Annotated in this window: 21 protein-coding genes; 9 read left to right on the top strand and 12 right to left on the bottom strand. The window is 60.7% G+C overall.

The features are described 5' to 3' along the window. Positions 1-135 precede the first annotated feature (135 nt). Together olsB and ACA055_RS06460 are read left to right on the top strand one after the other, a co-directional pair. Entirely contained in the window at positions 136-891 is a 756-nt protein-coding gene (olsB, locus tag ACA055_RS06465) for an L-ornithine N(alpha)-acyltransferase (RefSeq protein ID WP_497682870.1), read from the top strand. After that, positions 888-1,679, top strand: a complete 792-nt coding sequence (locus tag ACA055_RS06460; RefSeq protein ID WP_497682869.1) for a lysophospholipid acyltransferase family protein — start codon at positions 888-890, stop codon at positions 1,677-1,679. Before olsB ends, ACA055_RS06460 begins: the two co-directional genes overlap by 4 nt. A 101-nt stretch (positions 1,680-1,780) precedes the next feature. On the opposite strand, the gene ACA055_RS06455 is transcribed toward ACA055_RS06460, so the two are convergent. Continuing rightward, on the bottom strand, positions 1,781-2,356 hold the full coding sequence (locus ACA055_RS06455; protein ID WP_497682868.1) for an acyl carrier protein phosphodiesterase: 576 nt from the start codon (positions 2,354-2,356) through the stop codon (positions 1,781-1,783). Positions 2,357-2,525: 169 nt separating this feature from the next. On the opposite strand from ACA055_RS06455, the gene ACA055_RS06450 reads away from it, so the two are divergent. Genes ACA055_RS06450 through ACA055_RS06440 form a run of 3 tightly spaced genes read left to right on the top strand, consistent with a single transcriptional unit; the run spans position 2,526 to position 5,088 of the window. Continuing rightward, positions 2,526-2,846, top strand: coding sequence for an ArsR/SmtB family transcription factor (locus tag ACA055_RS06450; RefSeq protein ID WP_497682867.1), 321 nt, complete (start codon positions 2,526-2,528; stop codon positions 2,844-2,846). 3 nt (positions 2,847-2,849) lie between these two features. Next, complete coding sequence (locus ACA055_RS06445) at positions 2,850-4,016, top strand: MFS transporter (RefSeq protein WP_497682866.1); 1,167 nt, start codon at positions 2,850-2,852, stop codon at positions 4,014-4,016. A 22-nt stretch (positions 4,017-4,038) separates the two neighbouring features. Beyond that, complete coding sequence (locus ACA055_RS06440) at positions 4,039-5,088, top strand: alkene reductase (protein WP_497682865.1); 1,050 nt, start codon at positions 4,039-4,041, stop codon at positions 5,086-5,088. 241 nt (positions 5,089-5,329) lie between these two features. Here the strand turns inward: ACA055_RS06440 and emhR are convergent, their stop codons facing one another. Further along, the gene (gene emhR, locus ACA055_RS06435; protein WP_497682864.1) at positions 5,330-5,962 is read right to left on the bottom strand and encodes an efflux system transcriptional repressor EmhR; all 633 of its coding nucleotides are present in this window, start codon (positions 5,960-5,962) and stop codon (positions 5,330-5,332) included. A gap of 265 nt (positions 5,963-6,227) precedes the next feature. Here emhR and ACA055_RS06430 point away from each other — a divergent pair, with 265 nt between their 5' ends. From ACA055_RS06430 to ACA055_RS06415, 4 genes are all read left to right on the top strand, one after another. Next, entirely contained in the window at positions 6,228-7,385 is a 1,158-nt protein-coding gene (locus ACA055_RS06430) for an efflux RND transporter periplasmic adaptor subunit (protein WP_497682863.1), read from the top strand. 3 nt (positions 7,386-7,388) lie between these two features. Next, the gene (emhB, locus tag ACA055_RS06425; RefSeq protein WP_497682862.1) at positions 7,389-10,550 is read left to right on the top strand and encodes an efflux RND transporter permease subunit EmhB; all 3,162 of its coding nucleotides are present in this window, start codon (positions 7,389-7,391) and stop codon (positions 10,548-10,550) included. Beyond that, positions 10,550-12,010: an efflux RND transporter outer membrane subunit EmhC gene (gene emhC, locus ACA055_RS06420; RefSeq protein ID WP_497682861.1), complete on the top strand. Its 1,461-nt coding sequence runs from the start codon at positions 10,550-10,552 to the stop codon at positions 12,008-12,010. Before emhB ends, emhC begins: the two co-directional genes overlap by 1 nt. Before the next feature lie 429 nt (positions 12,011-12,439). Further along, positions 12,440-13,699, top strand: a complete 1,260-nt coding sequence (locus ACA055_RS06415) for an OprD family porin (protein WP_497682860.1) — start codon at positions 12,440-12,442, stop codon at positions 13,697-13,699. A gap of 142 nt (positions 13,700-13,841) precedes the next feature. On the opposite strand, the gene pcaC is transcribed toward ACA055_RS06415, so the two are convergent. The 10 genes from pcaC to pcaK all read right to left on the bottom strand — a co-directional run bounded on the left by pcaC (position 13,842) and on the right by pcaK (position 23,730). Then, positions 13,842-14,234 (bottom strand): 4-carboxymuconolactone decarboxylase, encoded by a 393-nt coding sequence (gene pcaC, locus ACA055_RS06410; RefSeq protein ID WP_497682859.1) that lies wholly within the window; start codon positions 14,232-14,234, stop codon positions 13,842-13,844. Positions 14,235-14,244: 10 nt separating this feature from the next. Further along, positions 14,245-15,036: a 3-oxoadipate enol-lactonase gene (gene pcaD, locus ACA055_RS06405; RefSeq protein ID WP_497682858.1), complete on the bottom strand. Its 792-nt coding sequence runs from the start codon at positions 15,034-15,036 to the stop codon at positions 14,245-14,247. A gap of 11 nt (positions 15,037-15,047) precedes the next feature. Continuing rightward, the gene (locus ACA055_RS06400; RefSeq protein ID WP_497682857.1) at positions 15,048-16,412 is read right to left on the bottom strand and encodes a 3-carboxy-cis,cis-muconate cycloisomerase; all 1,365 of its coding nucleotides are present in this window, start codon (positions 16,410-16,412) and stop codon (positions 15,048-15,050) included. A gap of 45 nt (positions 16,413-16,457) precedes the next feature. Continuing rightward, positions 16,458-17,759 carry an MFS family transporter gene (locus ACA055_RS06395; RefSeq protein WP_497682856.1) on the bottom strand — a complete coding sequence of 434 codons (1,302 nt, stop codon included), beginning with the start codon at positions 17,757-17,759 and terminating at the stop codon, positions 16,458-16,460. A gap of 207 nt (positions 17,760-17,966) precedes the next feature. Then, positions 17,967-18,533: a protocatechuate 3,4-dioxygenase subunit alpha gene (gene pcaG / locus ACA055_RS06390; protein ID WP_497682855.1), complete on the bottom strand. Its 567-nt coding sequence runs from the start codon at positions 18,531-18,533 to the stop codon at positions 17,967-17,969. Between the two features lies 1 nt (position 18,534). Next, on the bottom strand, positions 18,535-19,239 hold the full coding sequence (gene pcaH / locus ACA055_RS06385; RefSeq protein ID WP_497682854.1) for a protocatechuate 3,4-dioxygenase subunit beta: 705 nt from the start codon (positions 19,237-19,239) through the stop codon (positions 18,535-18,537). Positions 19,240-19,273: 34 nt separating this feature from the next. Continuing rightward, positions 19,274-20,479, bottom strand: coding sequence for a 3-oxoadipyl-CoA thiolase (gene pcaF / locus ACA055_RS06380; protein ID WP_497682853.1), 1,206 nt, complete (start codon positions 20,477-20,479; stop codon positions 19,274-19,276). Then, on the bottom strand, positions 20,476-21,255 hold the full coding sequence (locus tag ACA055_RS06375) for a CoA-transferase subunit beta (RefSeq protein ID WP_497682852.1): 780 nt from the start codon (positions 21,253-21,255) through the stop codon (positions 20,476-20,478). The genes pcaF and ACA055_RS06375 overlap by 4 nt, the downstream gene beginning before the upstream one ends. Further along, positions 21,255-22,112, bottom strand: a complete 858-nt coding sequence (locus ACA055_RS06370; RefSeq protein WP_149417863.1) for a CoA transferase subunit A — start codon at positions 22,110-22,112, stop codon at positions 21,255-21,257. Before ACA055_RS06370 ends, ACA055_RS06375 begins: the two co-directional genes overlap by 1 nt. A 271-nt stretch (positions 22,113-22,383) precedes the next feature. Further along, the gene (gene pcaK / locus ACA055_RS06365; protein ID WP_497682851.1) at positions 22,384-23,730 is read right to left on the bottom strand and encodes a 4-hydroxybenzoate transporter PcaK; all 1,347 of its coding nucleotides are present in this window, start codon (positions 23,728-23,730) and stop codon (positions 22,384-22,386) included. Positions 23,731-23,948: the final 218 nt, after the last annotated feature.

The following is a 23,948-nucleotide window of genomic DNA, read 5'->3' as shown; positions in this document are numbered from 1 at the left end:
GTCATATAAGCATCACCAAAGCTTCATGGCGATGACACCGGGGCTACATAGCCTGACTTTGCACAACACGGCTGCATAAAGAAAGTCGATCGGCTGCAACCCAAGGCGGGTGAACGGCCCGCACGGAGATTCGCAATGACTCAGATCGCCCGCATCAGCGACACCGGCAACGAACGCCGCCTGCAAGCCGAACGCCTGGTGGGCGCCGAGGCCTTGCAGGAAGCCCAGGCCCTGCGCTTCAACGTGTTCAGCGGCGAATTCAACGCCAAACTGAAAGGCGCGGAGCTGGGTCTGGACATGGACGACTATGATGTTCACTGCGCCCACATCGGCGTGCGTGACTTGAACACCGGGAGGCTGGTGGCGACCACCCGTTTGCTCGATCACACGGCGGCCAGCAGCCTGGGCAAGTTCTACAGCGAAGAAGAATTCAGCCTGCATGGCCTGGTCCACCTCAAAGGCCCGATCCTGGAAATCGGCCGCACCTGCGTCGACCCGGCCTACCGCAATGGCGGCACCATCGCCGTGCTCTGGGGTGAACTGGCCGACGTGCTGAACCAGGGTGGCTACAGCTATTTGATGGGGTGCGCGAGCATCCCGATGCAGGACGGCGGGATCCAGGCTCACGCAATCATGCAGCGCCTGCGCGAACGCTACTTGTGCACCGAACACCTGCGGGCGGAACCGAAAACACCGCTACCGACCCTCGACATCCCGTCCAACGTCATCGCCGAAATGCCACCGCTGCTCAAGGCCTACATGCGCCTGGGTGCGAAGATCTGCGGCGAGCCGTGCTGGGATGAAGACTTCCAGGTCGCCGATGTGTTCATCCTGCTCAAGCGCGACGAACTCTGCCCGCGTTATGCCAAACACTTCAAGGCGGCCGTATGAGCCGTTTGCGGGTGTACGCGCGGATTGCGCGAGTGCTTTTCGTCGTTGCGCTGGGCTTGACCATGGCCGGTGTGTTCGGGCTGTTCGAACGCTTGGGGATTGCCCATTCGATGGTCCGACGCCAGCGCTGGTCGCGATTTTTCATGGCACGCCTGAGCAATGCCCTGCCCTTTCGCGTGACGGTGCGTGGTGAATTGCCGAAGACGCCGATGCTGTGGGTCAGCAACCACGTGTCCTGGACCGACATCCCGCTGCTGGGCATGCTCACGCCGCTGTCGTTCCTGTCCAAGGCCGAAGTGCGCACCTGGCCGGTAGCGGGCTGGTTGGCGGCGAAGGCCGGCAGCCTGTTCATCCGTCGCGGGTCGGGCGACAGCCAGTTGATCCGCAAACAGATGACCCGCCATCTGGAGCAGGAACATCCGCTGCTGATGTTCCCGGAAGGCACCACCACCGACGGCCGTTCGTTGCGCACCTTTCATGGGCGCTTGCTGTCAGCGGCGATCGATTCGGAAGTGGCGCTGCAACCGGTGGCGATTCGTTATCTGCGTGACGGTGAACTCGATTCACTGGCGCCGTTCATTGGCGATGATGATTTGCTCTCGCACCTGATGCGCCTGTTCGCCAATGATCGGGGTGAGGTGGAGATTCATCTGCTCAAGCCGATCGCTTGTGAAGGTCGCGAACGTGCCGCACTGGCGTTCGACGCGCAGCAAGCGGTGCAGAAGGCGTTGTTTGGCGCGATTCCGGAAACACAGCAAGCGCCAATGCGTCCGGCGATTGCAGCTTAAACACATTTCCCTGTGGGAGCGGGCTTGCTCGCGAAAGCGGTGTATCAGCCAGAATCAATGGTGACTGACAGACCGCTTTCGCGAGCAAGCCCGCTCCCACATTAGATTCGCGGCGTTGCAGCGAACGTCTGCAACTGCGGATAAAACAACCGAAAATCCTCGCTCAACGGTTCATACAACACCCGCAATTCCTGCATCGCCGCCGCCAATTCCTCTGGCCGGGTCAACCGGCGAGAAATCCCCCCCAGTACCTGCTCCAGCACCGCGAATTCCCGGTAAGAACCCAACCAGTCGTTGGCCACCATGTGCGGCGCAATTCGCGCCAGGCGTTCCGGCAGCTGTGGCTCCGTGGACAGCACCCGGTACACATCCGTGGTGAACTGTTCAAGCGGTCGATCCGAGTACAGCGTCCAGTCCCGGGCCAGGCAGTGATCGAAAAACACGTCGAGCACAATCCCGGCATAACGCCTGCGCGTCAGGGAAAACCGCGACAACGAGACATCCACCAACGGATGGCGGTCGGTAAACACGTCGATGCTGCGATGCAGCTGGATGGCCGCTTCGATTTCCGGTTCGAACTGCCCTTGCAGCCGCCCTTTGACGAAATCGCCATACAGACTGCCGAGCAATTGACCGGGGCGCTGGCCACCGAGGTGCAGATGTGCGAGATAGTTCATGGGCGCAGCTTAGCACTGCACCTTTGTATCTTTACAATCACATATCGTTATAACCCGATATACCGATTTATCCGGTCGTCAGACCAAAATCATATTGGTATATCGCGAAGTACCGATTTAAAGTTCGCCTCATCGCGATATAGCGTTTTACTCATCACGAGCCCAAACCATGACCCTTGACCTCGACGAAATAATAAAAGCCCTGGCTCACCCAGTACGCCGAGACATTCTCATCTGGCTGAAAGACCCGAAAACCCAGTTCCCGGAACAACTCCACAACCACGAGTACGGCATTTGCGCCGGACAGATCGATCAACGCTGCGGCCTGTCGCAGTCGACCGTGTCCGCTCACTTGGCGACTTTGCAACGTGCGGGACTGATCAGCAGCCAGAAGGCCGGTCAATGGCACTTCTTCAAGCGCAACGAGGACGTGATTCAGGCGTTCCTCGACGCCATCGTCAAGGAGCTCAGCGCTCCGACAAGGAATTAAACAATGCCCCTCTCGCTACTCATATTGGCCTTGAGCGCCTTCGCCATCGGCACCACCGAATTCGTCATCATGGGCCTGTTGCCCGATGTGGCGGCCGACCTCGGTGTGTCAATCCCTGGCGCCGGCTGGCTGGTGACCGGTTACGCCCTGGGCGTGGCCATCGGTGCGCCGTTCATGGCACTGGCCACCGCCAGACTGCCGCACAAGGCTGCATTAGTAGCGTTGATGGGGATTTTCATCATCGGCAACCTGCTTTGCGCACTGGCCAGTGACTACAACGTGCTGATGTTCGCCCGTGTGGTGACGGCTCTTTGCCACGGCGCATTCTTCGGTATCGGTTCGGTGGCGGCGGCCGGCCTCGTGCCAGCCAACAAACGCGCCTCGGCCGTGGCCCTGATGTTCACCGGTCTGACCCTGGCCAACGTCCTCGGTGTGCCGCTGGGCACCGCGCTCGGTCAACAAGCCGGCTGGCGTTCGACCTTCTGGGCAGTGACCGTGATCGGTGTGATCGCGCTGATCGGCCTGATCCGCTTCCTGCCGGCCAAGCGTGATGAAGAAAAACTCGACATGCGCGCCGAACTGCGCGCCCTCAAAGGCGCCGGGATCTGGCTGTCGCTCAGCATGACTGCATTGTTCGCCGCCTCGGTCTTCACCTTGTTCACCTATGTCGCGCCGCTGTTGGGCGAGGTCACGGGTGTCTCGCCGCGCGGCGTCACCTGGACCCTGATGCTCATCGGCCTGGGCCTGACAGTCGGCAACATCATCGGCGGCAAGCTGGCCGACAAAGGCATGGCGGCGACGCTGATCGGCGTGTTCATCACCATGGCAGTGGTTTCCACCGTGCTGACCTGGACCAGCGTTGCCGTGATCCCCACCGAAATCACCCTGTTCCTCTGGGCCACCGCGTGTTTTGCCGCCGTCCCTGCCCTGCAAGTCAATGTGGTGACCTTCGGCAAAGCGGCACCGAACCTGGTATCGACCCTGAATATCGGCGCTTTCAACGTCGGCAACGCACTCGGTGCCTGGGTCGGCGGCAGCGTCATCGCCCATGGCTTCGGCTTGACCAGCGTGCCGCTCGCAGCCGCTGTACTGGCGGTACTCGCCCTGCTGGTGACCCTGATTACTTTCCGTCAGGGCGGCAATGCCGAACTGGCCCCTGCTACTCACTGATCTTTAACGAGGGTTGTATTTCATGACGACTATTTTTGATCCGATCAAACTGGGCGACCTCGAGTTGGCCAACCGCATCATCATGGCTCCACTGACTCGCTGCCGCGCCGACGAAGGCCGTGTGCCGAACGCGCTGATGGCCGAGTACTACGTGCAGCGCGCCTCTGCCGGCCTGATCCTCAGCGAGGCCACTTCGGTCACGCCGATGGGCGTCGGCTACCCGGACACTCCGGGCATCTGGTCCAACGACCAAGTGCGTGGCTGGAGCAACGTGACCAAAGCGATCCACGGCGCGGGCGGCAAGATCTTCCTGCAATTGTGGCACGTCGGCCGGGTTTCCCACGGGTTGTACCTGAACGGTGAAGCGCCGGTCGCACCGAGCGCCATCCAGCAAAAAGGCCACGTCAGCCTGGTTCGTCCACTGGCCGACTACCCAACCCCGCGCGCCCTGGAAACCGCTGAAATCGCCGACATCGTCGACGCGTATCGCACCGGTGCCGAGAACGCCAAGGCCGCCGGTTTCGACGGCGTGGAAATCCACGGCGCCAACGGTTACCTGCTCGACCAGTTCCTGCAAAGCAGCACCAACCTGCGCACCGACAACTACGGCGGCTCCCTGGAAAACCGTGCTCGCCTGCTGCTGGAAGTGACCGATGCCGCGATCGAAGTCTGGGGCGCCGGCCGCGTTGGCGTGCATCTGTCACCACGCGCGGACTTGCATGACATGGGCGACGACAACCTGTCCGAGACGTTTACCTACGTCGCTCGCGAACTGGGCAAACGTGGCATCGCCTTCATCTGCTCACGCGAGAAAGAAGGCGGTGACAGCCTCGGCCCACAACTCAAGGAAGCCTTCGGCGGCCCGTACATTGCCAACGAACGTTTCACCAAGGACAGCGCCAACGCCTGGCTGGCCAGCGGCAAGGCCGACGCAGTCGCCTTCGGCGTGCCGTTCATTGCCAACCCGGACTTGCCTGCGCGCTTGAAGGCCGACGCGCCGCTTAACGAGGCGCGTCCTGAACTGTTCTACGCCAAGGGGCCGGTCGGCTATATCGACTACCCCATGTTGTAAGCATCATCCGTTGAAACGCAAAAGCCCCGACTCGAAAGAGCCGGGGCTTTTTGTTGCGCCGGGATTGGTTAACACACCTTCACGTTGCGAAACAAAATCCCTACAAAATACTGTAGTTCACTACCTATCAACCTGGCCGTCGCACGTATATAAAAGCACCCCATTGCAACAACGAGCGCGAAAAAGGGATTTCGCCCCTGGCTCAAGTGTTGACATGACCGGACCCTATACGCATGTTGTTTCATTTGCGCAGGCTGGGGCTGAAGCGCAGCAGATCCAACCCTGTATCGACCCAACGCTCGGCTTCGGTGTGCAGTTCAAAACTGTCCGGAGCCAACAACCACTGATACAGGATGCCATCGATGTAAGCATGCAGGCTGATGGCCGCGCGGGCCGTGTCGAGGTTTTCCGGCAATTGCCCCCGATTCACCGCGTTACGCAGGGCCAGGGCGATCCGCACATTGCAATCGAGGCTGACCTCTCGGCGTTGTTGGCGCAGGTCGCACATTTCATCGGTGAATTCGCACTTATGAAACAGAATCTCATTGATGCGTCGGGTTTTCGGGTCCAAGGCAACTTGGTGAAACAAATGAACCAGCAGCTTGCGCATGCACCCCAGCGGGTCGAGTTCGTCTTCGCTCTCACTGGCCTTGGCCATTTCATCCAGCGGCTCCTGCAACGTATCGAGCATGGCCTGCACCAGGTCCGCCTTGTTGCTGAAATGCCAGTAAATGGCCCCGCGAGTGACGCCGGCCAGGGTAGCGATATCCGCCAGCGTCGTGCGGGCTACGCCCCGCTCGTAAAAGGCTTTTTCTGCCGCTTCGAGTATCTGGCTGCGGGTTTCTTGAGCTTCCTCTTTTGTACGACGGACCATGGCAGTACAACCTCAATCAGGATGCTTCAGCGATGGCTGAACATCCGCTGAATAAAAGTGGAGCGAACGCTCTTGGGCGTCGTCCCCGGCTTACAATTCAAACCTTTCAATGGCTTTTGTAACGAAGTGGGTACGCAGCCAAGGTGTTTACAAACAACCATGAACGTAAGTATATTCCTTAGCAAGCTACTTATCCACTCAGCGCACATTTTTTACCCTTCCACATTTCGAGTGCGCATTTTGCGCGCCTGACCCGAGGATCTTCATGCAATTCAAGCCAGCTGTTACCGCTCTGGTCACTGCCCTCGCCTTGGCATCGCTGCTCAGCGGATGCAAAAAGGAAGAGGCAGCACCTGCCGCACCACCCCCTCAGGTCGGCGTCGTAACCCTGCAACCTCAAGCCTTTACCCTGACGTCCGAGCTTCCAGGCCGTACCAGTGCGTACCGCATCGCCGAGGTTCGCCCACAGGTCAACGGCATCATTCTCAAGCGTCAGTTCAAGGAAGGCGGTGACGTCAAGGCCGGCCAGCAGCTGTATCAGATCGATCCGGCCGTTTATGAAGCCACCCTGAAAAGCGCTGAAGCCAACCTGCAACAGACCAAGTCGATCTCGGATCGCTACAAGCAACTGGTCAACGAACAGGCGGTGAGTCGTCAGGAATACGACACAGCCCTGGCCAACCGGTTGCAATCGGAAGCCACCCTGCAAACCGCCCAGATCAACGTGCGCTACACCAAGGTTTACGCGCCGATTTCCGGGCGTATCGGTCGTTCCAACGTGACCGAAGGCGCGCTGGTCACCAGCGGCCAGGCGGATGCCATGGCGGTGATTCAGCAACTCGATCCCATCTACGTTGACGTGACTCAGTCGTCGGTCGATCTGCTCAAGCTGCGCCGCGAACTGGAAAGCGGCCGCCTGCAAAAGGCTGGCGAAACCGCAGCCGCGGTCAAGCTGACCCTCGAAGACGGCAGCGAATACAAGCAACCCGGCAAGTTGGAATTCTCCGAAGTGTCAGTTGATCAGACCACCGGTTCCGTCACCCTGCGTGCCGTGTTCCCGAACCCTGACCACACGCTTCTGCCGGGCATGTTCGTTCACGCCCAGTTGCAGGCTGGTGTCAACGCCGCCGCGATCCTGGCCCCGCAACAAGGCGTGACCCGCGATCTCAAAGGCACGCCGACCGCACTGGTCGTCGGCCCGGACAACAAGGTTGAACTGCGTCAGCTCAAGGCCAGCCGCACCGTCGGCAGCCAGTGGCTGATCGAAGACGGCCTCAAAGCCGGCGATCGCCTGATCACCGAAGGACTGCAATTCGTGAAACCTGGCATCGAAGTCAAGGCCAGTGAAGCGACTAATGTTGGCGCAAAGAACCCGGCCCCCGCACAGGCAGCCACTAAGGCTTCCAGCGGCAAAGGGGAGTAAACCATGTCGAAATTTTTTATCGACCGTCCGATTTTCGCCTGGGTAATAGCCCTGGTGATCATGCTGGTCGGGGCACTCTCGATTCTCAAACTCCCGATCAACCAATACCCGAGCATTGCGCCTCCGGCCATTGCGATCCAGGTGACTTATCCAGGCGCGTCCGCACAAACCGTGCAGGACACCGTGGTGCAAGTGATCGAACAACAGCTCAACGGTATCGATAACCTGCGTTATGTCTCCTCGGAAAGTAACTCCGACGGCAGCATGACCATTACCGCGACCTTCGAGCAGGGCACCAACTCCGATACCGCGCAGGTTCAGGTCCAGAACAAACTGAACCTGGCCACCCCGCTGCTGCCGCAAGAAGTGCAGCAACAGGGTATCCGCGTGACCAAGGCAGTGAAAAACTTCCTGATGGTGATCGGCGTGGTCTCGCGTGACGGCAGCATGTCCAAGGACGACCTGTCCAACTACATCGTGTCGAACATGCAGGACCCGATCTCCCGGACCGCCGGTGTCGGTGACTTCCAGGTCTTCGGTGCCCAGTACGCGATGCGGATCTGGCTCGATCCGGCCAAGTTGAACAACTTCAACCTGACCCCGGTGGACGTGAAAACCGCCATCTCGGCGCAGAACGTCCAGGTCTCGTCCGGTCAACTCGGCGGCTTGCCTGCTGTGCAAGGCCAGCAACTGAACGCGACGATCATCGGCAAGACCCGTCTGCAAACGGCTGAGCAGTTCAAGGCGATCTTGCTCAAGGTCAACAAGGACGGCTCGCAAGTGCGCGTCGGTGATGTGGCCGATGTTGCCCTTGGTGGCGAGAACTACGCCATCAGCGCCCAGTTCAACGGCAGCCCGGCGTCCGGTCTGGCGGTGAAACTGGCCAACGGTGCCAACGCCCTCGACACCGCAAAAGCCCTGCGCACCACCATCAACAACCTCAAGCCTTTCTTCCCGCAAGGGATGGAAGTGGTGTTCCCGTACGACACCACGCCGGTGGTGACCGAATCGATCAAGGGTGTGGTTGAAACCCTGGTCGAAGCGGTCGTGCTGGTGTTCCTGGTGATGTTCCTGTTCCTGCAGAACTTCCGCGCCACCGTCATCACCACGATGACCGTGCCGGTGGTATTGCTGGGTACGTTCGGCATCCTCGCGGCGTTTGGTTTCAGCATCAACACCCTGACCATGTTCGGCATGGTGTTGGCCATCGGCTTGCTGGTGGACGATGCCATTGTCGTGGTGGAAAACGTCGAACGGGTCATGAGCGAAGAAGGCCTGTCACCCAAGGAGGCCACCCGGAAATCCATGGGGCAGATCCAGGGTGCGCTGGTCGGTATTGCCCTGGTGTTGTCGGCGGTACTGCTGCCGATGGCGTTCTTCGGGGGTTCTACCGGTGTGATCTACAAGCAGTTCTCGATCACCATCGTCTCGGCCATGGCCCTGTCGGTGCTGGTGGCGCTGATCTTCACCCCGGCGCTGTGCGCCACCATGCTCAAACCCATTCCCAAAGGTGAGCACGGCGTCCCGAAACGTGGATTCTTCGGTTGGTTCAACCGCAGCTTCGACCGTAGCGTGAAAAGCTACGAACGTGGCGTCGGCAATATCCTGCGCAACAAGGCACCGTACCTGCTGGCCTACGTGATTATCGTCGTCGGCATGATCTGGTTGTTCATGCGTATTCCATCCTCGTTCCTGCCTGAAGAAGACCAGGGTGTTCTTTTCGCCCAGGTGCAGACACCGGCCGGTTCCAGTGCCCAGCGCACCCAGGTGGTCGTGGACCAGATGCGGGAATTCCTGCTGCGTCCAGGCGCGGATGGCGGTGAAGGCGATGCGGTGAATTCGGTGTTTACCGTGACCGGCTTCAACTTCGCCGGCCGTGGCCAGAGTTCGGGTATGGCGTTCATCATGCTCAAACCGTGGGACGAACGTAACGCCGACAACAGCGTGTTCAAAGTTGCGGCCCGGGCCCAGCAGCATTTCTTCACCTTCCGTGACGCCATGGTGTTCGCCTTCGCGCCACCGGCGGTACTGGAACTGGGTAACGCCACCGGTTTCGACGTGTTCCTGCAAGACCGTGCCGGTATCGGTCACGACGCGCTGATGGCTGCCCGTAATCAGTTCCTCGGCCTGGCGGCGGAGAGCAAAGTGCTGTCGCAGGTGCGTCCGAACGGTCTGAACGACGAACCGCAATACCAACTGGAAATCGATGACGAGAAGGCCAGTGCCCTGGGCATTACCATCGCGGACATCAACAACACCCTGTCGATTGCCCTGGGCAGCAGCTACGTCAACGACTTCATCGACCGCGGTCGGGTGAAGAAGGTTTACGTGCAAGGCCAGCCGGGTGCTCGCATGAGCCCTGAAGACGTCAAGAAATGGTACGTGCGCAACAGCGCCGGCACGATGGTTCCCTTCTCCGCGTTCGCCAAGGGTGAGTGGATCTACGGTGCGCCGAAGCTGTCCCGTTACAACGGCGTAGAAGCGATGGAAATCCTCGGCGCCCCGGCACCGGGTTATTCCACGGGTGAAGCCATGGCCGAAGTCGAAGCCCTGGCGCAGAAACTGCCGGCCGGTGTCGGTATTTCCTGGACCGGCCTGTCGTATGAAGAACGACTGGCAGGCTCCCAGGCGCCGGCGCTGTTTGCGCTGTCGATCCTGATGGTGTTCCTGTGTCTGGCGGCGTTGTATGAAAGCTGGTCGATTCCGATTGCCGTCGTGCTCGTGGTGCCGCTGGGGATTATCGGTGCACTGATGGCGACCAGCCTGCGCGGTCTGTCCAACGACGTGTACTTCCTGGTGGGTCTGTTGACCACCATCGGTCTGGCGGCGAAAAACGCCATTCTGATCGTCGAGTTCGCCAAGGATCTGCATGAACAAGGCAAGAGCTTGCAGGAGGCTGCCATCGAGGCTTGCCGTATGCGTTTGCGGCCGATCATCATGACCTCCCTGGCGTTTATCCTCGGCGTTGTGCCCCTGGCGATTTCCAGCGGCGCCGGCTCGGGCAGTCAACACGCCATCGGTACAGTGGTAATCGGCGGTATGATCACCGCCACCGTCCTGGCGATCTTCTGGGTCCCGCTGTTTTTCGTCACCGTGTCGGCCATGGGTCAGCGTAAAAACGTCGACCAGGATGACGCTCTTGAACCTTCTAAAGAGGCTGGCTAATGAGCAAGTCGCTACTCTCCATCGCAGTCGCCGTGTTCGTGTTGAGCGGCTGCTCGCTGATACCCGATTATCAGCAGCCTGAAGCACCGGTGGCGGGCCAATACCCGCAAGGCCCGGCGTATTCGCCGGCCCAGGCGCCTGCGCAGGCTGCCGCCGAACAAGGCTGGAAGCAGTTTTTCCATGACCCGGCGCTGCAACAGCTGATCCAGGTCGCCCTGGAAAACAACCGTGACCTGCGCGTCGCGGCCCTGAACATCGATGCGTTCGCGGCTCAATACCGCATCCAGCGTGCCGACCTGTTCCCGGCCGTATCGGCCAATGGCACCGGCAGCCGCCAGCGAGTCCCGGCTCGGGCCTCGCAGACCGGTGAAGCGGGCATCACCAGTTCCTATTCAGCCACCGTCGGCATCAGTGCGTATGAACTCGACCTCTTCGGCCGAGTTCGCAGCCTGAGCGAACAAGCGCTGCAGCAATACTTCGCCACTGAAGAAGGGCGTCGCAGCACCCAGATCAGCCTGGTGGCCAGCGTGGCCAATGCCTACCTGACCTGGCAGGCCGACAAAGAGTTGCTGAAACTGACCCAGGACACCCTCGGTGCGTTCGAGGAGAGCTTCAAGCTCACCGCGCGCAGCAACGAAGTAGGTGTCGCTTCGGCCCTGGACCTGGCCCAGTCGCGTACCTCGGTGGAAAACGCCCGTGCGCAAATGGCCCGTTACACCCGTCAGGTCGCCCAGGATGAAAACAGCCTGGTGCTGCTGCTCGGCACTGGCATCCCGGCCAACCTGCAAGCCGCCAAGCCGCTGGCGGACGATCTGCTGAGCGAAGTGCCGGCCGGCCTGCCATCGGACTTGCTGCAACGTCGTCCGGACATCCTTCAGGCCGAATACAACCTCAAGGCTGCCAACGCCAACATCGGCGCCGCACGGGCTGCGTTCTTCCCGAGCATCAGCCTGACGGCCAACGCCGGCTCCCTGAGCCCGGACCTGTCCGGTCTGTTCAAGGGCGGTTCGGGGACCTGGTTGTTCCAGCCGCAGATCAACCTGCCGATTTTCAACGCCGGCAGTCTGCGCGCCAGCCTGGATTACTCGAAGATCCAGAAAGACATCGGCGTGGCGAATTACGAGAAGTCCATTCAAACGGCCTTCCAGGAAGTCGCCGACGGCCTGGCCGCCCGCCAGACCTACACCGATCAGTTGCAGGCTCAGCGTGATTTCGTTACCGCCAACCAGGACTACTACCGTCTGGCCGAGCGTCGTTACCGCATTGGTGTCGACAGCAACCTGACCTTCCTCGATGCCCAGCGTCAGCTGTTCAGTGCCCAACAGGTGCTGATCACCGATCGTTTGGCGCAGCTGGTCAGCCAGGTCAATCTGTACAAGGCACTCGGTGGTGGCTGGAACGAACAGACCGCGAAAAACGAACCGCAGAAAGAAGAAGCGCCGAAGATGAAGTTGTTCTGATAGCGCTGTAAACAAGAAGCCCACCTTTTGGTGGGCTTTTTGTTGTCTGCAGGGAAAGGTGCGTTGCCAGTTCCAGCCTCTTCGCGAGCAAGCCCGCTCCCACATTCGACCGCATTCTGTCTGGAAGAACTTGATCGAATGTGGGAGCGGGCTTGCTCGCGAAGGGGCCCACACAGTCAGCATAAAACCCAATCCAATCTTACGTTCGATAATCGCCCAAAACCCGCTTTTACCAATTGAACCATCCGGTCCATTCCCCGCACCATTCGTCGCACAAGACCAATAACAACAGGTTCGACACCATGCCCCCGCGCCCTGCCCTGTCCGGTTGATCCCACCCCGTTTGTTTTGAATTCGAATCTTTTGTCTGCGACGTCAAGTTGCGGCATCGCACCGTTGCATCCCCAAGAATTAGAGAGACCCCAGCCCATGACGCCTTCCACCGCGCAGTATTTTTTCCCCAGCCTGATCACCATCGCTCTGGCCGGCGCGGCCCTGCCCGCCATGGCCGAGGAATCGGGTTTTGTCGAAGGCGCCAAGGTCAACCTGAACCTGCGTAATTTCTACATCAACCGCAACTTCACCAACCCGACCAAAGCTCAGGGCAAGGCTGAAGAATGGACACAAAGCTTCATCCTCGACGCCAAGTCCGGGTTCACCCAGGGCACGGTCGGGTTCGGCATGGATGTGCTCGGGTTGTACTCGGTGAAACTCGATGGCGGTAAAGGCACGGGAGGAACGCAGTTGCTGCCGTTGGATAGCGACGGCCGCCCAGCGGACAACTTCGGTCGCACCAACGTGGCGTTCAAGGCCAAGCTGTCCCAGACCGAAGTCAAGGTCGGTGAATGGATGCCGGTGTTGCCGATCCTGCGTTCGGACGATGGTCGTTCGCTGCCGCAAACCTTCCGTGGTGGCCAGATCACCTCGAAGGAAATCGCCGGCCTGACGCTCTACGGCGGCCAGTTCCGCGCCAACAGCCCGCGAGACGACAGCAGCATGAGCGACATGTCGATGACCGGCAGACCGACGTTCACTTCCGACCGTTTCAACTTCCAGGGCGGCGAATACGTCTTCAACGACAAGCGCACCCAGATTGGCCTGTGGAACGCCGAACTCAAGGACATCTACAGCCAGCAATACGTGAATCTGGTGCACAGCCAGCCCATCGGCGACTGGACCCTGGGCGCCAACCTCGGTTTCTTCTACGGCAAGGATGACGGCAGCGCCCGGGCCGGCGAGTTGGACAACAAGACCTGGTCAGGCATGTTCTCGGCAAAATACGGCGGCCATACCTTCTACGTCGGCCTGCAAAAGCTCACCGGCGACAGCGCCTGGATGCGGGTCAATGGCACCAGCGGCGGCACCCTGGCCAACGACAGTTACAACGCCAGCTATGACAACGCGAAAGAAAAATCCTGGCAGCTGCGCCACGACTACAACTTCATCGCCCTCGGCGTACCGGGCCTGACCCTGATGAACCGCTACATCAGCGGCGACAACGTGCACACTGGCACCATCACCGATGGCAAGGAATGGGGCCGCGAAAGCGAATTGGGCTACACCGTACAGAGCGGCGCGTTCAAGGACCTGAACGTGAAATGGCGCAACTCGACCATCCGCAGGGACTTCAGCAACAACGAGTTCGACGAAAACCGGCTGATCGTCAGCTATCCGATCAGCCTGTTGTAAATTTCACCACCGCCTTCGCGAGCAAGCCCGCTCCCACATTGGATCGGCTGTGAACACATAATTTGTGAGCACCACCGATCAACTGTGGGAGCGGGCTTGCCCGCGAATGCGTCAGTTCAGTCGCCGCAGATATACCGAGGGGTTACTCCCGCGATTCAACCCCCAACTCATCCCACACCGACTCGGCCAGGTGGAACGTCGCATTGGCCGCCGGAATGCCGCAGTAGATCGCGCTTTGCATGATCACTTCCTTGATCTCGCCACGGGTCACGCCGTTGTTGGCGGCGGCACGCAGGTGCAGTTTGAGTTCATCGTTGCGGTTCATGCCGATCAGCATGGCCATGGTAATCAGGCTGCGGGTATGGCGTGGCAGACCAGGGCGGGTCCAGATGTCACCCCAGGCGTGGCGGGTGATCATTTCCTGGAACTCCGAGTTGAACTCGGTCAGGGCGTTCAGGCTGCGGTCGACATGGGCGTCGCCGAGTACCGCGCGACGGACTTCCAGGCCCTCGTCGTAGCGTTGTTTCTCGTCCACAACAACCTCCTTAACGAGCTGATAAAAACGCCAGCACCCGCTCGCTGAACGCGCTGCCGGCCTGAACGTTGGACAAATGCGCGGCGTAGAACTCGGCGTACTCGGCGCCCTGCACGTGCTCCCGAATAAAGTGACCACCGGACGGCGGCGTGACCGCGTCTTCGGTGCCGGCGATCACCAGCAGCGGCACGTTGATCGAGGACAACTGATCGCGGAAATCGGCATCGCGCACGGCCGCGCAATTGGCCGCATAACCTTCAGGCGACGTGGCCGCGAGCATGTCGGTAATCCGCTTCGCCGCCGCCGGATTGGCTTCGGCAAAGTCGGGGGTGAACCAGCGCGCAATCGACGCATCGCGCAGGGCGACCATGGCAGCCGAACCGTCGCGCAGCACGGTTTCGATGCGCGGGTTCCACACCGACGGATCGCCGATTTTCGCTGCGGTGTTGCACACCACCAGTTTGATCAATCGATGACCGGCGTTGATCCCCAGCCACTGGCCGATCAAGCCGCCCATGGACAAACCACAGAAATGTGCACGCTCAATGTGCAACGCATCCAGCAGCGCCAGCACGTCGTGGCCCAGTTGCTCGATGCTGTACGGGCCCGGCGTCACCAGCGACTTGCCGTGACCCCGGGTGTCAAATCGCAGCACCCGGAAATGCTCGGTGAACGCCGCAATCTGCGCGTCCCACATATGCAGGTCGGTGCCCAGCGAGTTGGACAGCACCAGCACCGGCGCCTCGGCAGGACCATCGAGTTGGTAATGCAGTTCGCCCTCGGCGAGTTGTACGAATGCCACAGCAATCTCCTTCAGGCAGATAACGCAGAATGTTCGGCCACCGCTCGCTCGACCCAGGTATGGGCCTGACCGAGATAATGGGCGGGGTCCAGCAGACGATCGAGTTCGGTATCGGAAAGCTCGGCGGTCACTTGCGGCTCGTCGCCGAGCACCGCTCGCAAATGGCGCTGTTCGGCCACTGCGCGTTTGCAGCATTGCTCCAGCAGATGATGCGCGGTATCACGGCCGACCCGTTGCGCCAGCACGATGCTCACTGCTTCGGCCAGCACCAGGCCTTGGGTCAGGTCGAGGTTGCGGGTCATGCGATCCGCATCCACTTCCAGGCCATCCGCCACCAGCAGCGCTTGCTGCAGGCTGCCGGACACCAGGCAGCAAATCTCCGGCAGGGTTTCCCACTCGGCATGCCACAAACCGAGGCTGCGCTCGTGTTCCTGCGGCATGGCGCTGAACAGCGTCGACAGCAGCCCCGGCACGCGAGTCGCCGCACCGATCAGCACCGCCGCGCCCACCGGGTTGCGCTTGTGCGGCATGGTCGAGGAACCGCCCTTGCCCGGCGCCGACGGTTCGAACACCTCGCCGGCTTCCGTCTGCATCAGCAGGCTGATGTCGCGACCGAGCTTGCCGAGGCTGCCGGCGATCAATCCAAGGACCGAGCCGAACTCCACGAGGCGATCACGCTGGGTGTGCCAGGGTTGATCGGGCAAGCTCAGTTGCAGCTCCTCGGCCAGCGCGTGGGCAACGGGCATCGCCTGCTCGCCAAGGGCGGCCAGGGTTCCGGAGGCACCGCCAAATTGCAGCACCAGCAGTCGAGGTTTGAGTTCACGCAGGCGCTGTCGGCTGCGAGTAACCGCGCCGAGCCAACCGGCGATCTTCATGCCGAGGGTGACTGGTGTCGCGTGTTGCAACCAGGTACGGCCGGCCAGCGGCGTGGAGACGTAGCGTAACGCCTGAGTCGCCAGGGTTTCCCCCAACTGCGCCAGATCACTTTCGATCAGCGCCAGTGCGTGGCGCAGTTGCAGCACCAGGCCGCTGTCCATCACGTCCTGACTGGTCGCGCCCAGATGCACATAACGCTCGGCTTCGGCATCGTTCTTTGCGATCTGCTTGCCCAGCGCCTTGACCAGCGGAATTGCCGAATTACCCGCCGTGGCAATCGCCTCGCCGAGGGCAGCGAAATCGTAATGCCCGGCCCGACAAGCCGCTTCGATCGGTGCGACAGCCGTCTGCGGAATCAACCCGACCCGCGCTTCGGCCCGAGCCAGTGCCGCTTCGAAATCAAGCATGGCCTGAACCCGGCCCTGATCACAGAACACGTCACGCATGTCGCGGGCGGTGAAATAGGCATCGAACAATTGATTGCCCGGTCGCTGGTTCATAAACAATCCCTGAAGGCGTGGGCCGGTCAGGCCCACGGGTAAAGATCAAAGGTCGTGGTGCAAATACTTCGCCTGCTTCGGCAGACGCAGGCTGAACAGGAACGCTACCGCCATCATCACCGTCACGTACCAATAGAAGGAGTTTTCCATGCCCACGGCTTTGAGGCTCAAGGCTACATACTCCGCCGAACCACCGAAGATCGCATTCGCCACCGCGTAAGCCAGGCCGACACCCAATGCACGCACCTGCGGCGGGAACATTTCGGCTTTCACCAGGCCGCTGATGGAGGTATAGAAACTCACGATCGCCAGCGCCAGGGTAATCAGCACAAACGCCAGGAACGGACTGGTGACGCTTTTCAGGCTCAACAGAATCGGCACGGTGAACAACGTACCAAGGGCGCCGAACCAGAGCATCGAGTTACGTCGGCCGATCTTGTCCGCGAGCATGCCGAAGAATGGCTGCATGCACATATAAAGGAACAACGCGCCGGTCATGATGTAACTGGCGGTCTTGGCGTGCATGCCGGCGGTGTTCACCAGGTACTTCTGCATGTAGGTGGTGAAGGTGTAGAAAATCAGCGAGCCACCGGCGGTGTAACCGAGCACGGTGATGAACGCGGCTTTATGGTCGCGGAACAGCGCCAGGATGCTGCCGGCGTCTTTGTTTTCGCGCATTTCCTTGCTGCTGGTTTCCTTGAGCGAGCGGCGCAGCAACAACGAAATCACCGCGGCAGCCGCGCCGACCACGAACGGAATCCGCCAGCCGTAAGCGCGCAGTTCGTCTTCATTGAGGAACTGTTGCAGGATCACCACCAGCGACACCGCCAGCAACTGCCCGCCGATCAACGTCACGTACTGGAACGAGGCGAAGAAACCGCGCTGGCCCTTGAGCGCGACTTCGCTCATGTAGGTCGCGGTGGTGCCGTACTCCCCACCCACCGACAGGCCCTGGAGCAAGCGCGCGAACAGCAGCATGATTGGCGCCCAGACTCCAATGTCCTTGTAGGTCGGCAGGCAGGCGATGAGCAACGAGCCGAAGCACATCATCAGCACCGAAATCATCATCGAATTCTTGCGCCCGTGCTTGTCCGCGACGCGGCCAAAGATCCAGCCGCCAATCGGTCGCATCAGAAACCCGGCGGCGAACACCCCGGCCGTGTTTACAAGTTGCACCGTTGGGTTGTCGGACGGGAAAAACGCAGGGGCGAAATAGATCGCGCAAAAGGCGTAGACGTAGAAGTCGAACCATTCGACGAGATTGCCGGACGAGGCGCCGACAATCGCAAAGATGCGTTTGCTGCGCTCTTCACCGGTGTAGTGAGAGGTGAGGGTTGTCGTTGTCATCGTTGTTCACTCTTTGGGGAATGTCAGAGTCTAGACACACTTTGCAACAATCCCGTTCCGCAGATACATCAGCAATACGAATCCCTGTGGGAGCGAGCTTGCTCGCGAAGGCGTCGTGTCAGTCGACATCAATATCGCCTGACACACCGCTTTCGCGAGCAAGTCGGATCGCCGCACCGCCGCTCCCACAGGTTTTGTGGCGCTCAATCAGTAATCGAAAAACACCGTCTCGGCATCCGTCCCCTGCAGAATTACATTCCACTGGTAAACACCCGCCGCATCCTTCTTGGCCAGCAACGTACTGCGGCGCTCGGCTGGCACGCATTCGAGCAGCGGATCGGCCACGTTGGCCGGCTCGCCGTCAAAGTAGATGCGTGTCAGCAAGTGCTTCACCAACCCACGGGCGAACACCAGCACCACCAAGTGCGGCGCCTGGGTCGTGCCGCTCAGGCCTTCCACCGTGCCCGGCTTGATCGTGGTGAAACGGAAGCGCCCTTCGGCATCCACTGGCACCCGGCCAAACCCTTCGAAGTTCGGGTCCAGAGGCTTGTCCTGGTCGTCTTCGGGGTGGTCATACTTGCCGGCGGCGTTCGCTTGCCAGACTTCCAGCATGGCGTCGTTGACGAAGTCGCCATTGCCATCGACGACTTGACCGGTGATCGCCACGCGCTCGCCGAGGGTTTGTTCGACGGTCAGGTCTTCGCGGTTCAGCCAGGTCAGGCCAATGTGGTAATACGGCCCGACGGTGTGGGACGTGGTCGCGTTCAGCGTCATCTTATTTCTCCATCGGCGTGGCTTCACGGCCGCGCAAGACGATGTCCCAGCGATAACCGAGGGCGTAGGAAGGGATGGTTTTTTCCAGGTCGAAACTGGCGATCAACCGCTCTTTGGCACTCGTATCCGGCACGCAGTTGTAAATCGGGTCGTAGGCCAGCAGCGGGTCGCCCGGGAAATACATCTGCGTGACCAGCCGCGTCAGAATACTCGGCCCGAACAGTGAGAAATGGATATGCGCCGGGCGCCAGGCGTTGTGGTGGTTGCCCCACGGATACGCACCGGGCTTGATGGTCTGGAACTGGTACCAGCCATCGGCGTCGGTCACGGTGCGGCCGGTGCCGGTGAAGTTCGGGTCCAGCGGCGCGTCGTGCAGGTCACGATCATGGTTGTAACGACCGGCGGCATTGGCCTGCCAGATCTCCACCAGAATCCCCGGCACCGGCAAGCCGTCTTCATCCAGCACGCGACCATGAATGATGATGCGCTCACCCAACGGTTCACCCGTGTGCTGGGCCGTCAGGTCGTTGTCCTGCTCTTTAATGCGCTCGGCGCCGACGGTCGGGCCGGTAATTTCCGACAACGAATGAGGCAAAAACACCAACGGCTTGGACGGCGCGCGACGGTTGGTGGATTGATAGGCAGGGTGCAGGTATTCCGGCTGAGTGCCCTCCTGGGGGCGACGGTAACCAGGCTTGTCAGTCATTGCGCTTTCCTCTGTTCTTATTTGTCTGCGGCTGTCAGACGCGTTCGATCGCCAAGGCCAGACCTTGGCCGACGCCCACGCACATGGTCGCCAGACCTTTCTTGCCGCCGGTCTTTTCCAGTTGATGCAAAGCCGTCAGCACCAGACGCGCCCCGCTCATGCCCAATGGATGACCCAAGGCAATGGCGCCCCCGTTCGGGTTGACCTGGGCCGCGTCGTCCGCCAGCCCCAGTTCACGCAACACCGCCAGACCCTGGCTGGCGAAGGCTTCGTTGAGTTCGATCACGTCGAAATCGCTGACCGCCAGACCGAGGCGTTCGGTCAGTTTGCGCACCGCCGGAACCGGGCCGATGCCCATGACCCGAGGTGCGACACCGGCGCTGGACATGCCCAGCACTTTGGCGCGAGCCGTCAGGCCGTGTTTTTTCACCGCCTCGCCGGAGGCCAGAATCAACGCCGCCGCACCGTCGTTCACACCGGAAGCATTACCGGCGGTGACGGTTTTATCTGGACCGTTGACCGGTTTGAGTCTGGCCAGGGTTTCCAAAGTCGTGTCCGCACGAGGATGTTCATCCTGGCTGACGACACTTTCCCCTTTCTTGTGGGCAATGCGCACTTCAACGATTTCTTCGGCGAAAAATCCTGCGGCCTGCGCGGCTGCGGTCCTTTGCTGACTGCGCAGTGCGAAAGCATCCTGGTCTTCGCGAGAAACTTCGTAATCGTCGGCCACGTTGTCGGCGGTCTGCGGCATCGCATCCACGCCGTACTGGGCTTTCATCAACGGGTTGATAAAACGCCAGCCGATGGTGGTGTCTTCGAGTTTCATGTTGCGCGAGAACGCCGCGTCGGCCTTGCCCATCACGAACGGGGCGCGGGACATCGACTCGACGCCGCCGGCAATCGCCAGCTCCATTTCACCACTGGCGATGGCGCGGAAGGCCGTGCCAATGGCGTCCATACCCGAAGCGCAGAGGCGATTGAGGGTCACGCCGGGAATGGTTTCCGGCAGCCCCGCCAGCAGCAGCGCCATGCGCGCCACGTTGCGGTTATCTTCGCCGGCCTGGTTGGCGCAACCGAGAAACACCTCGTCTACCGCGTTCCAGTCCACCGAGGGGTTGCGCGCCATCAAGGCTTTGATCGGCACGGCGGCCAGGTCGTCGGCCCGAACCGCCGACAAGCCACCGCCGAAACGGCCGATGGGGGTGCGAATCGCGTCGCAGATATAAACGTCACGCATCACGCTTCTCCGGGGGCTTGGCCGTGGGCTGCGGCGGTGCGGGCTTCCAGATCACGCAGCGCGGTCAGCTCGACGTCGGTCGGCTCGGCGGTGTGCTCAACATGGTCGGCGAAGCGAATCGCCCAACCGGTGGCGGCGATCACTTGCTCGCGGGTCACGCCAGGGTGCAGCGCGGTGACCACGAACTCATGGGTGTCCGCTTCCGGCTCCATGATGCACAGGTCGGTGATGATGCCGACCGGACCGGCGCCCGGCAGGCCGAGACGCTTGCGCGAATCACCGCCCTCGCCATGGCCGACCGAGGTGATGAAGTCGAGCTTGTCGACAAACGAACGCGCCGATTGCTTGAGGATGATCAACACGCTTTTGGCCGAGCCCGCGATCTCTGGCGCACCACCGGCGCCCGGCAGGCGGACTTTTGGCAGATGGTAGTCACCGACCACGGTGGTGTTGATGTTGCCGAAGCGGTCGACTTGCGCGGCGCCGAGGAAACCGACGTCGATGCGCCCGCCCTGCAGCCAGTAGCGAAAAATCTCACCGGTCGGGACGACGGTGTCAGCGGTTTCCGCCAGCTCGCCGTCACCAATCGATAGCGGCAGTACGCTCGGCTTGGCACCGATCGGACCCGATTCGTAGATCAGGACTACATCCGGCGAGGAAGTCAGCCGCGCCAGGTTGGCCGCTTTCGACGGCAGGCCGATGCCCACGAAACACACCGAACCGTTTTTCAAACGGCGGGCAGCGGCGACGGTCATCATTTCATTGGTGGTGTAAGTCATTACTTCGCCTCCGAAGCAGCGGCCAGCTTGGCCTGGAACTCGCTGAAGTCAGCGCAGCCGTGGATGTACTCGTTGATCCACGCGGTGAAGGTTTCACGGTCGCGGGCAATTGGGTCCCACGCCTGGTAGAAACGGTTATCACGCTCGTTGTAACCGTGAGCGTAGGACGGATGCGCGCCACCAGGAACGTGGCAGACCGCGCTCAAGGCCCAGGTCGGCAGAACACAGGAGTTCATCGGTGCATTGAGGTCGTCGACAATTTCTTCGACGGTAACGATGCAACGCTTGGCCGCGAGCGCGGCTTCTTTTTGCACGCCGAGAATGCCCCAGAGCAGCACGTTGCCTTTACGGTCGGCTTTCTGTGCGTGAATCACGGTGATGTCCGGGCGCACCGAAGGCACGGCGGCCAATACTTCGCCGGTAAACGGGCAGGTGACGGTTTTGATCAGCGGATTGACCTTTGGCAAGTCAGAACCGGCGTAGGCACGCAGCACCGCAAACGGTAGGCCGGAAGCGCCAGCGACGTAGGCATTGGCCAGGTCGGCATGGCTGTGCTCTTCGATTTCCAGTGCGTGCGGCCACTGTTTTTCCACGGCATCACGCAGACGGTGCAACGAACCGACACCCGGGTTACCGCCCCAGGAGAAAATCAGCTTGCGGGCACAACCGGCACCGATCAATTGGTCGTAAACCAGGTCAGGCGTCATCCGCACCAGAGTCAGATCTTTCTTGCCCTGGCGAATGATTTCATGACCCGCCGCCGTAGGAATCAGGTGAGTGAAGCCTTCGAGCGCGACCGTATCGCCGTCGTTAACGAATTGCTTCACCGCGTCGTGCAGCGAAAGGATTTCAGCCATGGGGCAGGCTCCCGTTTTGTTGTGAACCGACAGTGGTAGAAAAAGGCGCCGATGCGCAGCGCCGGAATGACTGAAGAGTAAGCCCCTGAAAAACCCCAAACAATCCGATAATCGACTGAGTGTTCGTTTATCGAACACATTGTTGTCTCCCTACCGACCTCAAAAAAGCTTCGCGAGCAAGCTCGCTCCCCAGGAATCACGCAATCACCTGTGGGAGCGGGCTTGCCCGCGAAGAGGCCATCGAACGCGCTGAAAAATCGGGATCATGTCCTCAGGTCGCATCCGCATGACTGACCATGCCCTTGATCACCACCGCCGTCGTCGCCAAGGCCGCCGGAATCACCAGCGCCGTCAGCACTTGTTCGAAGTTCCAGCCCAGGCCCAGCAGCGTTGCGCCCATCCAAGCACCAAGGATCGCGCCGAAGCGGCCGATCCCGAGCATCCACGACACACCTGTCGCCCGGCCCTGGGTCGGATAGAACCGCGCCGCCAGTGAAGGCATCGCCGATTGCGCGCCGTTGACGCACATCCCGGCCACCAATACCAGGGTCGCCAAAAGGGTGATGTTGCCCAAGCTCTGCCCTACCGCGTAGGCAAACACCCCGGCCAACAGGTAGAAAATGCCGATGACCTTGTGAGGATTGAACCGGTCCATCGCCCAGCCCACCCCCACTGCGCTCAACACCCCGCCGAACTGAAACAATGCGCCGATGAACGCCGACTGCTCCATGCTCGCGCCGCTGTCGCGCATCAGCGTCGGCAGCCAACTGGTCAACAGGTAAACAATCACCAGGCCCATGAAGTAGGTCAGCCACAGCAACAAGGTGCCGGCGCTGTAGGTGCCGGAGAAGATCACCGCGAACACGTTGCGTGCCTTCACGGTTTTCTGTTCCGGCACGCTGAAGCTGGAAGCCTGGGCCACGACAAGCGGATCAATCGGTGCCAGGGTCTTGCGCACCTTGTCGGTGCCGCGATTACGGACTACGAGGTAACGCGCCGATTCCGGCAGCCAGAACAGCAGGACGACGGCAAGGATCAACGGCAGAATCCCACCGATCAGCAGCAGACTGTGCCAGCCGAACGCCGGAATCAGTTTGGCCGAGATGAATCCACCGCCGGCCATGCCGAGGTTGAAGCCACAGAACATGCTGGTCACCAGCAAGGATTTTTTGCGCTCCGGGGTGTATTCGGACAGCAGCGTCGTGGCGTTCGGCATTCCGGCGCCAAGTCCCAGGCCGGTCAGAAAACGCAGCACCAGCAACTGGTCGACGTTGGTGCTGTAGGCCGACGCCAGGCTGAAAGCGCCGAACAACAGCACCGCACCCACCAGTACGACTTTTCGCCCAAAGCGGTCAGCCAATGGGCCGGAACCCAGTGCGCCGAACACCATGCCGATCAACGCCGCACTCATCACCGGGCCGAGACTGGCGCGGTCGATGCCCCAATCCTGGGACAGGGCCGGCGCAATGAAACCCATCGCGGCGGTGTCGAGGCCATCAAGGAAGACAATCAGGAAGCACAGGATCACTACTCGCCATTGGTAGCGCGAAATGGGTTGAGCGTTGATGAAGGACTGCACATCGAGGCAGTTCCCTACAGCAGACTGAGGCTGGTTCATTATTTTTATTCCATGCAAAGAATGCAGGCGAACAGGTGTCAGACAAAGCTGACGCTGTCACAGGAAAGAGTGATCGGGATCAAGCGAGCCGGGTTCGGCAGGAAAACCGGTGGGAGCAGCGACAGTCGGGAAACGTACGCATGGGGGCGCCTCTTCTCATTATTATTGGGGGCGTCGTCCGGCGACGATTAGCACCGGATGACGCTGCCGCGACATTA

Source organism: Pseudomonas sp. LBUM1657 (assembly GCF_059716075.1).
This window is presented reverse-complemented; position numbering and strand designations above follow the sequence as displayed.